General features: G+C 40.0%; 13 protein-coding genes and 1 pseudogene. 8 read left to right on the top strand and 6 right to left on the bottom strand.

Annotated elements, in window-relative coordinates; genetic code table 11:
• The first annotated feature begins 114 nt into the window (after positions 1-114).
• A complete protein-coding gene (locus G4Y78_RS21500) occupies positions 115-3,078 on the top strand; it encodes a M60 family metallopeptidase (protein ID WP_163834950.1) in 2,964 nt (987 codons plus the stop codon).
• A 257-nt stretch (positions 3,079-3,335) separates the two neighbouring features.
• Here G4Y78_RS21500 and G4Y78_RS21495 read toward each other — a convergent pair whose 3' ends face one another.
• Together G4Y78_RS21495 and parS are read right to left on the bottom strand one after the other, a co-directional pair.
• Positions 3,336-3,809 carry an RES family NAD+ phosphorylase gene (locus G4Y78_RS21495; protein WP_163834949.1) on the bottom strand — a complete coding sequence of 158 codons (474 nt, stop codon included), beginning with the start codon at positions 3,807-3,809 and terminating at the stop codon, positions 3,336-3,338.
• Positions 3,809-4,282 (bottom strand): type II RES/Xre toxin-antitoxin system antitoxin, encoded by a 474-nt coding sequence (parS, locus tag G4Y78_RS21490; RefSeq protein WP_163834948.1) that lies wholly within the window; start codon positions 4,280-4,282, stop codon positions 3,809-3,811. Before parS ends, G4Y78_RS21495 begins: the two co-directional genes overlap by 1 nt.
• Positions 4,283-4,557: 275 nt before the next feature.
• Here parS and G4Y78_RS21485 point away from each other — a divergent pair, with 275 nt between their 5' ends.
• Positions 4,558-4,932: a response regulator gene (locus G4Y78_RS21485; protein WP_163834947.1), complete on the top strand. Its 375-nt coding sequence runs from the start codon at positions 4,558-4,560 to the stop codon at positions 4,930-4,932.
• 382 nt (positions 4,933-5,314) lie between these two features.
• On the opposite strand, the gene G4Y78_RS21480 is transcribed toward G4Y78_RS21485, so the two are convergent.
• The gene (locus G4Y78_RS21480) at positions 5,315-6,292 is read right to left on the bottom strand and encodes an LD-carboxypeptidase (RefSeq protein WP_222937555.1); all 978 of its coding nucleotides are present in this window, start codon (positions 6,290-6,292) and stop codon (positions 5,315-5,317) included.
• 389 nt (positions 6,293-6,681) lie between these two features.
• Positions 6,682-8,172, bottom strand: coding sequence for a hypothetical protein (locus tag G4Y78_RS21475; RefSeq protein ID WP_163834946.1), 1,491 nt, complete (start codon positions 8,170-8,172; stop codon positions 6,682-6,684).
• A 175-nt stretch (positions 8,173-8,347) separates the two neighbouring features.
• On the opposite strand from G4Y78_RS21475, the pseudogene G4Y78_RS21470 reads away from it, so the two are divergent.
• The 4 genes and pseudogenes from G4Y78_RS21470 to G4Y78_RS21455 all read left to right on the top strand — a co-directional run.
• Positions 8,348-8,419, top strand: a pseudogene (locus G4Y78_RS21470) (IS200/IS605 family transposase); the annotation flags it as partial.
• A 133-nt stretch (positions 8,420-8,552) separates the two neighbouring features.
• The gene (locus G4Y78_RS21465) at positions 8,553-9,020 is read left to right on the top strand and encodes a hypothetical protein (protein WP_163834945.1); all 468 of its coding nucleotides are present in this window, start codon (positions 8,553-8,555) and stop codon (positions 9,018-9,020) included.
• 178 nt (positions 9,021-9,198) lie between these two features.
• Positions 9,199-9,414: a peptidoglycan recognition protein family protein gene (locus G4Y78_RS30850; protein WP_222937554.1), complete on the top strand. Its 216-nt coding sequence runs from the start codon at positions 9,199-9,201 to the stop codon at positions 9,412-9,414.
• Positions 9,415-9,658: 244 nt separating this feature from the next.
• The gene (locus tag G4Y78_RS21455; protein WP_163834944.1) at positions 9,659-10,315 is read left to right on the top strand and encodes a hypothetical protein; all 657 of its coding nucleotides are present in this window, start codon (positions 9,659-9,661) and stop codon (positions 10,313-10,315) included.
• A 79-nt stretch (positions 10,316-10,394) separates the two neighbouring features.
• Here G4Y78_RS21455 and G4Y78_RS21450 read toward each other — a convergent pair whose 3' ends face one another.
• Complete coding sequence (locus G4Y78_RS21450; RefSeq protein ID WP_163834943.1) at positions 10,395-10,589, bottom strand: cold-shock protein; 195 nt, start codon at positions 10,587-10,589, stop codon at positions 10,395-10,397.
• A gap of 504 nt (positions 10,590-11,093) precedes the next feature.
• Positions 11,094-12,256, bottom strand: a protein-coding gene (locus G4Y78_RS21445; protein ID WP_163834942.1) for an IS3 family transposase whose coding sequence is annotated in 2 segments (ribosomal slippage) — positions 11,094-11,992 and positions 11,992-12,256 — 1,164 coding nt in all. Because the reading frame shifts where the segments join, the coding sequence is not laid out codon by codon here.
• Positions 12,257-12,771: 515 nt separating this feature from the next.
• Here G4Y78_RS21445 and G4Y78_RS21440 point away from each other — a divergent pair.
• Positions 12,772-13,185: a DUF1330 domain-containing protein gene (locus G4Y78_RS21440; RefSeq protein WP_163834941.1), complete on the top strand. Its 414-nt coding sequence runs from the start codon at positions 12,772-12,774 to the stop codon at positions 13,183-13,185.
• Between the two features lie 176 nt (positions 13,186-13,361).
• Positions 13,362-13,556 carry a hypothetical protein gene (locus G4Y78_RS21435; RefSeq protein WP_163834940.1) on the top strand — a complete coding sequence of 65 codons (195 nt, stop codon included), beginning with the start codon at positions 13,362-13,364 and terminating at the stop codon, positions 13,554-13,556.
• The last annotated feature ends 142 nt before the right edge of the window (positions 13,557-13,698 follow it).

Raw genomic sequence — 13,698 nt, 5'->3', positions numbered from 1 at the left:
AAAAACAACCAAAGTTTATTTATTTCATTAATAAGCGACACGTCTATTTCTACGATAAGTCTTTCAGAGTAACGACAAAATTTGTGGTCATTAAGCAGTAAAAGGCATTTAGTTGTGAAAAAATCGTTATGGATTTCTGCACTGGGTATTGCTAGTGCCATTGGATTAAATACAGGTGTGGCAAAAACACAGTCATATCACTTTATTCAATTAGGTGAAAAAGCACAGTGTTTAACTGTGCAGTCACCAGTCTCGAATCATGCGGCTGTAAGGATGAATAGCTGTGAAGGGCTGCCTGAACAACAATGGTATCAGGATGCGTTAGGTCGTTTTCATTCCCGTGTTGCTCCCGATTTTTGTATGGAAGCGGGTCGTAATCCTGCGAATAATTCCGCTGTTTTTATGTGGCGATGCCACCAGGGAATTCATCAACAATGGCAGTTAACAGATCTGCAACTCCAAAATAAAAAAAATCCCCAGATGGTGCTGGATGCTTCTGCCTCTGAGCCAGGCAAAGTGATTACCTATGCAGCTCATGGTGGAACGAATCAACGTTGGCAGTGGCTTTCTGTTGAGCCCCCTATAAACCACAACCAATTACAAGCCCGCATTGAGCAAGCCGATAATCTATTAAAACAAGTTGTATCTGGCGTAGAAAATAATGCCTATTACCCTGAGGATATTGATGGCTTTTTACCTATGGTAGCGGATGCCAAGCAGGTAATGGCAGATGACGATGCCACGCAAAGTATAGTAGACCAAGCAACAAAAACATTAGAAGAAGCCACAGCGCTCTTTCAAGCGTTGAAAATTTCTCACAAAAAAGATTTAGAAGCGTTATATCACAATGTACAAAAAATTGAATTTTCGAGCAGCAATATTAGCCGGTTGGTTGCCATAAATTCTCAAGGGTTTTTAGTGCATGCCAAAGAGCCACAATTAGGTGTTGGGACCATTGCCGCTGGCCGACTAGGGAAAGGCCGTGTAGTTGTATTAGGGCGTGAAATTAACGACTATTTAAACGTTTTGACTAACCCGGCGGCTCAACCGAGTATGCAGCAATTTGCTAGTAATCTATTGAGCTGGTTAACGGCGAGACACCCTCAGCCTTACGATACAGTTCTACAAACCGCTGACCAGCGTTTGAAAGTGTTAGTGCAATGGAAGCAATGGCGCAATAAAACATTTGATGATCAATATCAGATTGATCCTACTACAGTAGCTGATATTGCCAAACAAGCCGCCCTGTTTGATCCAGCTGAGTTTCCTGTTGCTATTGTTGATCCTCGTATCGAGTCACCAGAAGTACAAGCTGTGCTTGAAGATTACGTCAACGCAGGGGGAAGCTTGCTGATGGGGCATCAGGTGTGGACCTGGAAAACTAACCTGAAAACCGCACCAGGCCAGCAGCTTCTCACGAAAGCTGGTATTGCCTGGGATGGAGGTAAATCGCGTTCCCAACTTTCACATCAAATTGCAAGTAAGCCTGCTATTAATGAAATGATTGGAAGAAACGTACCCGAACGTTTAGCCTATCTGAAAGCCGTTGAAGAAGGCGTTGCGGCTTATACCGTATCAAAAGGTACTCTCGAACAACTAGCTATTAACTTAGGGCGTACTCTTCAAAACTTACCTCTACCGGTAAACACGTTACTCACCTACCTCGACAAGGATCTCAACTATCCATTCGACCGACTGACTGAAAGGCCGTATACCCAAGTGTTAGCTTATATTGACTCAGTTACAAAAGACTTATCAACCAATCAGAGCGCAGCAGCGGGTCATGACGTGATGGGCATTGTTCCCACAGATGCTGTTTCGACCGTTAAAACTCTCGCGTTTGATTTTAATCAAGAGCACAGTGACTGGGTCAGAACATCCCGTACCGCCCCTTTTTGGTTAAGCACAGGCCTTTATGCCCGTGCTGGCGAAACGATTGTGATTGAAGTCGCCTCTCCATCGGATCAAACAATGGCTAAGGGTCAAGCCAGTCACATTGAAGTCCGGGTGAATGGCCATACGGATAACATTGCCACAGAAAAGAACCGTAAAAAATGGGCACGTCCTCCACAGGTTAGCTTTACGCAGGCATTAAAAGTAGGCCGTAATACCATTAATGCCCCTTATGGTGGACTAATCTACCTGACTACTTCTCACAAACAGTATCGTCAGGCGCAAGCTAACATCACAATCAAAAATGCCGTAAAAGCCCCTTACTTTAAGCTGGGTGAACACTCGAATGCCCAATGGAATAGCGAAATTAAACATTATCCTGCGCCTTGGGGAGAAATCCACAGTGGCAATATGATCGTTTTATTGTCCAAGCAGCAGCTACAACAAATTGAGGATGTTGAAGCTTACGCCAAAGCCTGGCAGCAGTTGACAAATAACACCTACCAACTGATGGGGCTAGGTAAAGATAAACCGGAGCCACATAAGACCCCATCGTTACCTAACCGTTTTCACTCGGATTTAACCATCAGTGCGGGCTGGATGCATGCAGGTTACCCCATCATGGCCCCCTTAGAAGCCAAATTGGAAAAATACAGCAATGTATTGGGTTGGGGGCCTTTCCACGAGCTGGGCCATAATTATCAACAGCGCGATTGGATGTTACCTGGAACAATGGAAGTGACAGTTAACCTGTTCTCGCTCTATCAACAAGATCAATTTGGCCAGCCGTCACGTTTAGCCGCTCAGAAGACTTATGACAAGGTGCTGAAAAAGCTCAATGAAGGCAAAGGCTGGAATGACATTAAGGACCTTTTTGAGCGTTTGGCATTTTATCATCAATTTGCGTTAGCTTATGGATGGGATTTTTATACAGAGTTGTACAGCCAAACCCGTGAGCTTTACCATCAGCGAGGCTATGCGAAGACCAAGGGGCAGTCTGCAGCCGATTATTTACTGATTATGGGTTCGAAAATTGCCAAGGAAGATTTACGGCGTTATTTTGAAAAATGGCAAATTACCGTCTCGGATGAAGCGAAGCAGCAGGTCGCCCACATGGAACTCCCCATGCCGGCCATACCGTTATGGTTATACGGGACCCAACAATATACCTCTGATGCGCTTTAAGTGATATGTATTACCTCGGTAAGTATGTGGAGCTAGAAAATTTAAGTTTCATATGCTCACTGAGGAACCTGACTGAATATATGAATAATTATTTATTATTAGAGCCAGGTTTGATTACTTTTTCAGATATTATCAATACTATCAACATTACTAGTAAGTAATGTTGATAGTATTGATAATATCTGAAAAAGTAATTTGCAGGGTATAAACATTTGTATCTGACATATACAACAGATTAGCTATACTGTCGGAGTCACTCATTTTTTCACCAATCTAGAATCAAACCCGAAGTCAACAATTTCACCTATATCAAGCTTATCAAATTCTGGGTGCGCTGGATTAAGAATATAATTTGACTCCTCTGGAATAATTACACTAGGCACTCTAAGCAGCAAAGATAGTTTATTTTGCACCCAGAAATCACCTGTTGCCTGTGTATCTGGTTCCATTTCATAAGACTGCCAGTTCAACGGTAAGCTATCTGTATCTAGATCCATGACTAACGACTCATCGAACGACACTGGCAGCTTGTGATATTGCATCAGTATATCTGACTGTTTGAGGTGCGCTAACAACTCCATAGAGGCAAGTGCCAGGCTTTCAGAAAGATAAACAACTCTTGTTCCCTTTGAGTTCCAGCACCCACCAAATAAAAAGGCTCCTTCTCCTGATAGTATCTCTTGTGGTGTTTTTGAGTATACCGGTGCTGCTATTCTCCATCCTTTTAGCATTAACTAAACACCCCATGTCGGATACGCCCGATAAGGTCTTCCACTTCCTTTGCACCGAATTCTGTTCTGGCATGCTCCAGTGGGGTGTTACCACCAAATAAAGGCTCTGGTGTTTTTAGCCAGTTTTTGGCCTTCTCGTCGTCGTCCAGCATCATTGCTTTTACTAAGTCATATAGTTGAACAAACCGATACACCTTGCTTGACTCATCTGGCGTTAGGCGTCCTGCTTGCTTTCGACGGCTTAGGGTAGCTTTTGACATGCCAGAAATTAGCAAAAATGTTTTTTGATCAATTCCTAGCGCCTTTTCAATATGAGCAATAGCCTTTACTGAAAGGCCTTCTAATAATGAGGTCTGAATTTTTATCCGGTCCATACCAATTACAAGAGCAAGTAGCTTGTTCTTTTTAGTGGCTTTAGCAGGGTTAAATTGAAGCTTTGAGCTTCCACTTTCTATTCTTCCAGAGGCAGACATTTTGCTCTCCTTGTGGGTTCATATGATAACTATAATTATATCATATGAACCCTATAAGCTGGTGGTAAGGTTGAGAAGTGCCCCTTATACAAAGGGGGCTAGCCCAGCCACTGACATTGATCGAAAAGCTAATAAAACCCATACTTTGAGGAATAAGAAGGATGTCAACTATTTTACTGCTTGTACGTAGAAGTCTTACTCATCAATAACTAAGATATACATAACTAGGCAATATTCTTGTTATTGTTTAAACAAGCTCACAAGGATTCTACTCTATGGCAAAAATTCTAATCGTGGATGACTCAGAAACAATGATAGAAGGGCATAAAGCAATTCTTGAGGGTCTCGGACACACTATATATTCCGCCGAAAGTGGTGAAGAGGGTGTTGAAAAAGCAATTGAAATTTTGCCAGACTTGATCTTGATGGACATAGTGATGCCTAAAATGAATGGATTTCAAGCTACGAGAAAAATCACTACAGATGATCGCACCAAACATATTCCAGTAGTGATCCTGACAACAAAAGATCAGAAAACAGATATCATGTGGGCTAAGCGGCAAGGAGCCAAGGGATATTTGATCAAGCCTGCCAACAAAAAGGAGCTGGCGAGTACAATCGACCAGCTTTTAGAAGAATCCAACAAGTGACATACTTTTAAGCCAATAATGCAGTTAAGCTAAAATCAAGGGCCCAAGGCCTTAGCTTTAATCAAGTTTGTTAACGTTTAGGCCTAACCCTTGGATTTTTCGTTTTTAACAATAAACCTCTGATAATCTGGATCAGAAAATGCTGTTTTCAGCATTTTCAGTCGCTTGTTAGTTGGCTACTGTATAGGGTGTATTCAACAGCACTCGTTAAAAAAATTGTAGCATTTTGTTGGTTTTTGGAGTGACTTGAGGAAAGGTGAGTGGGGTGGAAGTTTAGAGAGGCTTCTGATTGGTTTTTGTTCTCTACTATTTTAGATTGGTGTTATGTGTTTTTTTACTATCTGGAACAGTGTCCAGATAGTGGTAGTAAAAACAGATAAGGTTACTGTTTAATAAAACAATACTCAGAATCTTTTTCGCATTTAAGAGTAGAATTAGTCCCTAAGATTAATGGGTGATTTTTCCTTCCATGTCCTACATAAGGGTAATAATAAACAGGCTTATTGAATTTTTGTGCAAATTTCTCAATTACAGACTTATAAATTAGACGTTGTTCATCTGTTGGGTCAAGAGGATAAAACTGTCCAAATACTATTGCATTAACATTTAAGTCTTTCTTGAATAGAAGCTGGTGAAGACGTCTATCTAATTGACGGAATGATGTACCAATATCTTCTAAAAGTAGGATTTTACCCGATAGATTTGGTTCATATACTGTAGAAAATAATGACGAAACTAAAGTAAAATTACCGCCTCTTAGTTCACCATTAGCTCCTTTCTTAGCTAATGTATTTAATGGAATGATATTTTGGTAAAATACTCCTTTTGATAATACCTGTTCCACTGAAGGTAGTGGCTCTAAGTCATTCACTTGTATCTTTTTTTCGTCTTTATCTTTGTTATCCTTATTATAGCTTGCTACAACACCATGCAAAGATTTCCATTGTAGAGTTTCATTCACAAATGAATGAATGGCTGTGACATCACTGAAACCAATTAATATTTTAGGTTTTGCTAATAGTAATCTTTCTTTTTCCATATGAAGATAAGGTAGAATATTTACCCCTCCACCACCTCCTTTTACAAACCACACAATATCTACACCATCATCTAATAAAGCATTTATTAAACTTTCTGCCCTAGCCTTTTCTGTATTTACATAGCCAAAGTCAGAAACAACTTGATTCAAGTATTTTGTTGAAACAACATAACCCTTTTTCACTAATGCATCAGTAACACTTTTTATTTTTTCTTCATCATATTGGGTTGATACTGAAATGAGAGCAATACTTTTATAGCTATCAGCTAATAATGGAAATGTTAAAAAATAAACTAATAGTGCACAAAACTTCTTTAACAAAACTTATACTCCACTAACTACCCTAAGTTTTTCTAGGCTAACACTTAATTCGATAGAAAATATAAACAATTAGCCTAACCTCTAAAATGTTACTTATTGGTAACACTTCAGTAAATGTAAGTCAATAATAACTTATATTTATTTGCTCTCTATCTCAATCCCACCTCTTATGTTGTTTTTCAAAAACAGCTGATAGTGCTTCTTATCGGTAGTCATTAGAAAATATAGCGGTATAGTTGTAGTTTGATCAGTTTAGATAGAAAGTAATCCTGTTCTGAGACTAGTAGTGAGGGCTGATCTTCCCTATTAAGAAAATAAACGACGATCATTTTGCATGTTTTTAAAACCGACACACAACGGTGCCGGTATTTTATTATTCGATACGATAATTAAAAATTGGGCAGAAGCGGCTCACAAGGAACTTTTCCTTGGCAGATCATACTGGTTGCTGTTCGCTCTCCAGACTCTTTTGACCAACGAGGAAGTGGGTAGTACTCTATTTCGCTCAGAGCATTGTCACGGTATGGCAGTTTCTCGACATCTTTTGGTGCTGACTCTTTCAATTCATCCTCTGTTGGTAACATTTTGATTAATGCTTTTGCTGCGACCTCTGGATCGCGATAACTTTTCACTATCCCTTTCTTCATTTTGACTTCAACGACTTCATCTCCTTCTTTCTGAAAAGGATTCACTATTACCACCTTCTTTTTTTGATGAAGCAATGTATCGATCTCAATTTTTGTCCATGAGCCATACCATGCAAATACCATTGCTGCATCAGCAACACCTACCAACGCTGGCGTATCGTCCCCCCACATCTTGCCAAAAATATCTTTCGCATCTACATAGTTATGGCTATCTTTAGTGCCTGCTTCTGGTACTACTACTAACGTATAAGCTTCTAAGTCTTTTGCTCGCTCATACCCAATACGTGTATAACCATATACATCATCAAGAGCACCTTTATAACCACCTGTAATAAATGCCACTTCTCGATCAAGATACACCCTATCCATTGCCTTCGATGCCGTTTTAATTGCTTCACGTACATCTCTCGGACTACCAATACGCGCTTTACCTAATATTGCTACTACAGGCATTCCTTCTGCGTGAAGTGAATCTGCCAAAGCGCTTGAATTGGGAGCCGCTTCCTTGTGGTTGAGCTTAACAAAGGCAGAAGGTTGCCCTATTAATTCTAAAGAATCTGATCCTCTCAGGAATCCAAAACGAACATAATCATCATCCGTTTCACGTAAGATTTGCACTTGATCTGCGTCCAAAGCAAACTTCAATGTTTGAATTTCCATAGATATTAAGCTCTCTAAAGCTTTCTTTTTCGAAAGCTCCCCAGCCAAGTATTTTTTTGCAGTATCCAGCATTTTTTTCTCGACAGATGACAGTTCAGTATTGGTTTCTGGTGCATCAATCAGTTGGTTGAATTGAATAATTTCTTCTGGAGTTAAATTAGAGTTGGAAAGAGAAAGAGGTTGTTGGGGGGCGTTCTTAACCAAAGCATGTGGGTTTGAGCATTTTATACCCAGTGCGGTTCCGCTCGCCAGAAACATCGCTGAAACAGGTGTTTCGACATTGTTGATTCGGTTTGGTGCGCATAGCACCTTGCTATGATCTGGTGCTGCACTTATTTGTACTGTAAAATAAGTGCCGGGTTTTAACGCTTCCAATGATATACACTGAGATTGGCCTATTGCAAACTGATTTGACCACTTGGACCTCCAATTTTCAGATACAACTTGTATTCGGGCAGCATACATAGAACCAGGTTGCAGGTATACACATGCCTTTGAAAAAGCATGAGCAGAGGGACCTAATAGGCTCATAAAGGTTGCAACTGTTATTAACATTAAGCGGAATTTCAGCATCAATTTTCTCCTTAAAAATACTTTTTATGTCATCCATAACCAAAGGCAAGTCTGCTCAACTAGAACTAATTAACTAAGCTAAACCCCCAGCTAAGCTGGTGGACTCAAATAGGTTTTACTGTTACAGAGGCAAGAGTTCCTTCTATGCTCGACAAAGAGTGGGAAGGAATAACCTATGAGAGAATATAAGAGTTTGTCTCATACTCGATGGGATTGTAAATATCATGTTGTGTTTATCACGAAAAAAGGATGGTGACTCAAAAGTGTGCCTGATTAAAAGTTAACCTTTAAAATACTTGTTGTTTTCAACAGTAAGAGAATAACGATAAGTAGAGTAGACACATCAATGAGTCACTACCCATAAACCACTAGGGTAAATTATGAGTATTAACAGGCAAAAGTCTTATTTATCATTTGTTGTCGTATTATTGTTATTAGTAAATATGCCTAATGCCTATGCTGAGTGGACATATGTTTATTGTGCGAAGTCGGATCAGAGTGACTGGTATTGGTTAAAAGATATATCAAATCATTATGCAACTATTTCAGGCAATTGGGGTATGGAAAAACTAAGAGAAAGCCGAAAATGGGGGGCTAAATTATGTTATGAATATTTTTTCTACTTTTCAGTATCTGATGATGAGTATAGCTTAATAAGTGAGCAATGCCGGGAGGGCTATGTTCCACAGCCTGCTAATAACAAGTATTCTCAGTGGTATATTTTCAATGTAAATAAATCAAATGGCGAACATTATTTTGCACCTGGATATTACACGATACTTGAAGGTGGGCTAGAATGTTTTGATCAAAATCTAGAAGGTTTTGAATCGCACAGTCCTTGGCAATAAAGCGCTAGGTTAATAACTTATTCATATTGGGTAGACTATAATTGGCCTGCTCAGTTCTAAAAACAGACAATTAATATCCTTTCAAGCCCCACATTGTTGGGGCTTTTTTATGCCTAAATAAAAATCATGAAAATAACAAAACTCTTCGTTCATTGCTCAGACACGCCAGACGATCAGGATGTTACTACACCTATGGCATGTTCAACGTAACTGGTCTGGGATTGGTTATCACAAGGTTATTCAGCGTGATGGGGCTATCGAGAATGGCTGCCCGGAGTTTTGGCCTGGTGCACATGTTAGAGGGCATAACCGCAACAGATTAGGTGTTTGCCTGATTGGTCGTGATGAGTTTACGCTAGGTCAGTTAGACAGCCTGGAGCGTGTATTGACGTGATGGAAAGACCAACACCCTCTACCCAAGATATGCGGACACCGGGACTTCGACTCTAAGAAAACCTGTCCTAATTTTGACGTGGGAGAGTGTTTGGAGAGAGATGTATAAAAAGAATAATTTTAGTTTATTAAATAATATTATTTAAATACAAGCTTTCATTCATTTGAACTCTATCATCAATAACCCTACTCTGTTATCTGGATAAATGACATTTTAGTACTAACTAAATTAAGGACGATGAATTATGACTACTACAGCCCAATCACAAGGCAGCTATTATGCGTTTTTAGATATGCCCAATGACCCACTTCTTCATGAGTTTACTACTCAATGGGTGGTGCCTGCAGATCTTCCTCAAAAAAATACTTCAGGAGGGGATTTCTTTTTATGGAATGGCATCGGGCCAAGTTCTGGTGTAGGCCTTATTCAACCTGTACTAGAGTGGAGAAACGGTCACTGGTCTGTAAAGACAGTACATACGACTGGAAGCAACTACACCTGGACGCCTACGAATAGCCAAAATGGCAGGGGGATTCGTGTTTCGGCTGGAGAGGTACTGACGGCTTTTATAGAACTTAAACAGCATCAACAAAATCGTTACGTTTATTCAGCAGGTTTTAAGGGCGATAAGTTTTCATCTACTATAGCAAGCGTGACGACTACCGTGCCTTATAACCAGCTTATACTATGTCTTGAACCATATGGCACTGACGTTTCTGAATATCCAAATCAACCTTATGTCGAGATGAAAAATATTAATGCTACGTTTGAGGGAGACATAAAAAGTGGTGGCAATTGGTCTATGGATTCGAAAGAAAGTTATAAGAGGGCAATTCCCGTGAGTGGGTCTGTTGTGACAGATGGAATTAGTAATGGCAAAGTTCGCTTTTATTTTCAGTAACCTTAGTCAAATAGGTTAGAAACTTAAATAGCTAGATATAAATAAAGCCTCTGTTTCACAACAGGGGCTTTATTTATTGTTAACTCACTACACGAACATTGATCGCACAGGGGCCTTTCTTACTTTGGCCTATTTCAAACTCTACTTTTTCACCATCTCTAGGCTCACGGCTTTGTATGTCATTCTTATGAAAAAATAAGTCTTTGCCTTCGCTTGGAGCAATAAAACCAAAACCTTTATCTGGGTTAAAAAACTTAACTGTGCCTGAACTCATTCTTATACCTTGTTAATGTGATTGTCAGAATGATTTATAAGGGGTAATTAACAACAAATCAATGTATTCAACAATAATTAACATAGTAATCGGCTTTTTCCAATCGTACCTAACCAACAATCAGCGCAAAGCCGAACTAAATTCACCAAAAGCAATTAGCAGAGATCGTGCAGGGCAATATCAGTGCCTCAGAGCTTGGTTCGCTTAGCATTCAGTCGGCGAGGGTGGAAGGATGACTTTTTACTAATCGTCACTGTTACGCCGCTTGTGCTGTGCTTTGTGCCAGAGACGGGAAGCCACATAAAACAAGGCTTTGAGGTGCTGAGCGCTAGTGTGCCAGAGTGGTATATGTATGCTCTGGCGTTGGTGTATATCGATACGTTTGGATTTAGGCGGATATTTAGAAAATTTATTGTAAGCTACCCTTTTATGATGTCGAGGTAGAGTTACAATTGAATATTCTTCGGCATTTGCCGTTGTAATCCCGCATATGGCATGTTCTGGTCAAACTAAACCGGACACTTTTCTCTGAGACTGTTCAAAGTTAACCGGAGACATATTTTCATTAGCCGTATGCAAACGTTCCAGATTATAATATTTCATATATGCAGTAACATCTTGTCTTATATGCTGGCGAGTAGGTTGCTCTGTTTTCAAAATCCAGTCGTGCTTTAAACTACCAAAAAATCGCTCTACTACTGCATTATCCCAACAAGCACCCACGTCCCCCATTGAAGACCGTATCCGGTGCTTTTTTAATAAACGTTGAAATGGCTGGCTTGTATATTGTGATCCTCTATCACTATGAAACACTAAGCTGACTTTCGGTTGTCGTAAATAAATGGCTTTAGTCATCGCTTTGCAAATTAAGTCTGTGTTCATGCGGCTAGCCATATACCAGCCAACAATTCGGCGAGAAAATAAATCCATGACAATTGCCAAATACACCCAACCTTCAGCTGTCTTCAGATAAGTTATATCACCAGCCCACACCTCATTAGGAGCAACTGGATTAAAGTTCTGATTTAACAGATTATCAGCAACCAGGTCGCCATGCTTACGTTTTGTGGTTACCTTATAAGCTACCCTTTGTTTAACTTTTAAATTCAATTTTCTCATTAATGTGCGGACCCGATAGCGTCCAACTTGAAAGCCTTCTTCGCGTAGTTTCTTGGTTAACATGCGGCTTCCTAAGCTGTTTCTACTTGCTTTAAAGAGTGCTTTGGCTCGTTGACCAAGGACCCGTTCTTCGAATGATAGTGATTTGGCTGGGCGTTTACACCAGTCATAATAAGCCGACTCGCTTACCTTCATCACACGACACAGTAGCTTAACAGGATTGTTATTAGCTGCTTGTTTTTGAATAAAGTTGAATTTTACTTCATTTCTTTCGCGAAGAAGGCACTCGCTTTTTTTAAAATTTCTTTTTCCATTCGCAGAGTTTTCACTTCTTTACGAAGGCGTTTCAACTCTTCGCGCTCATTTTCAGTTAAGGTTTTGCCAGCCTGCTTTTGCTCATAATCATCCTTCCAGAGATACAGTATATTTGGGTTAATACCCAATGATTTAGCTGCCTCTGGCACTGAATAATCTTGCTCCAAAACCAAGGCAACAGCCTCCGTTTTGAACTCTTTTGTGTACGTCTTGTAACTGCGTTTCTGACTCATACCAACACCTTAATGCTTGATACTTATTATCTCTCTTTAAAGTGTCCGGTTCCATTAGACCAGAACAAACATACCATAAATGATCGATATAGAACCGAAGGCGTATGCTATAGAGATTAGAGTGAATAGAGTCTTGAGCTTAGGATTTTCTGCACGAAGTCCTTCTATGCCTTCTTTCATGAATAACCAAATATTACAAAAAGGATGAAAGTAAAAAGGATAATGGTATCCTGCTACAGGCATAAGCAATAATGTTAACAAATAAACTTTGAAAGGAACTGATAGCCCAAGAATGCTTGTAAAAAAGTAGGATATAAAAAAGCATAAGGTTACCTAATTATCATCATACCTAAGCTAATTTTTGTGCAGCTTGTGGTCAAACATTAGAACAAAATGCATAACAAGTTTCTCAAGCTTACTCCGGCCACAAAAAGTGTGTGGCCTCTGTGGGACACACTACGCGCTGCTTCGTGTGCCCCTTAGCAAAACGTTATGTTTAAAACGGAGTCGAAACAATGATAGTTACCAATAAATTGATGCCATCAAAAAAACAAGATGAATTACTAAATGAGTTAGGCCCAGATGGCCCTGTTTTTATGATCAACTTGGTAAAATTTAAAGATAAAGCGGTCTACGAAGATGGGCGTGATACCAACCTTACTGGAAAAGAGGCGTACCGGCTTTATGGTCAAGAAGTTGTGAAAATGCTAGCCAAGTTTAACGCCGAAGTTGTTTTTGGCACACATATCACCGAAATAATAATAGGTGAAGTTGAAGAGCTTTGGGATGAAATGACAGTTGTAAAATACGCGTCACGAAAAGATCTCAATGCAATGACTTCTTCACAGGAATGGCATTCTATTAATGTACATCGCTTGGCAGGTATAGCTGGTCAGTTAAATATCGAATCGGTGCGCCCATTAATGTGAAAAACATAATCGGGAAAGAGCTGGCATCTAGCTAGCCCCTACACCCTGCATTAACCGCGGTGCAGGTATATTACAACCAAACTGTCATATATTTCCTGGTACTACCCCTAATTGGGCTTATTGGTGGGTTTTAATTTGACGACAGGTGAAGTGGGTGTGAGATAGAACAGTAAGTTTTGAGAGCCCTGGACACTGCTTTTAATCAATACAGCAAAATCCCACCCTTGCATGAGATGACTCATTTGCTTGGGTGTTATGAAGTGCTGACGGGTAGGCCAGGTTATAACAGGCAAGTACTGTCGTTACATAATCTGTTGTATTTGACTAGTGATTTTGTCGACCCACCTGCTGTTGATGGCTATACTTATTAAAGGCCGCTGCTGCTTAATGCTCTAGTACTCCGCCTCCTTCAACTGTACTTGGCAGCAGTTGGCTTTTATAAAATCTCAGTAATCAGTTATATATAAACTGTTCGTTGCAACGATGTTACTCAAGCCATCAACTCCTTCATGG

The organism is Spartinivicinus ruber, from assembly GCF_011009015.1.
Lineage (GTDB): Bacteria > Pseudomonadota > Gammaproteobacteria > Pseudomonadales > Zooshikellaceae > Spartinivicinus > Spartinivicinus ruber.
This window is presented reverse-complemented; position numbering and strand designations above follow the sequence as displayed.

Bases quoted from the DNA above. Each gene is read 5' to 3' on its own strand.
- G4Y78_RS30850 (WP_222937554.1), top strand. From the start codon at position 9,199: ATGTTACTACACCTATGGCATGTTCAACGTAACTGGTCTGGGATTGGT.
- G4Y78_RS21450 (WP_163834943.1), bottom strand. From the start codon at position 10,589: ATGAGTTCAGGCACAGTTAAGTTTTTTAACCCAGATAAAGGTTTTGGT.
- G4Y78_RS21440 (WP_163834941.1), top strand. From the start codon at position 12,772: ATGATAGTTACCAATAAATTGATGCCATCAAAAAAACAAGATGAATTA.
- G4Y78_RS21465 (WP_163834945.1), top strand. From the start codon at position 8,553: ATGAGTATTAACAGGCAAAAGTCTTATTTATCATTTGTTGTCGTATTA.
- G4Y78_RS21485 (WP_163834947.1), top strand. From the start codon at position 4,558: ATGGCAAAAATTCTAATCGTGGATGACTCAGAAACAATGATAGAAGGG.
- parS (WP_163834948.1), bottom strand. From the start codon at position 4,282: ATGTCTGCCTCTGGAAGAATAGAAAGTGGAAGCTCAAAGCTTCAATTT.
- G4Y78_RS21475 (WP_163834946.1), bottom strand. From the start codon at position 8,172: ATGCTGAAATTCCGCTTAATGTTAATAACAGTTGCAACCTTTATGAGC.
- G4Y78_RS21455 (WP_163834944.1), top strand. From the start codon at position 9,659: ATGACTACTACAGCCCAATCACAAGGCAGCTATTATGCGTTTTTAGAT.
- G4Y78_RS21495 (WP_163834949.1), bottom strand. From the start codon at position 3,809: ATGCTAAAAGGATGGAGAATAGCAGCACCGGTATACTCAAAAACACCA.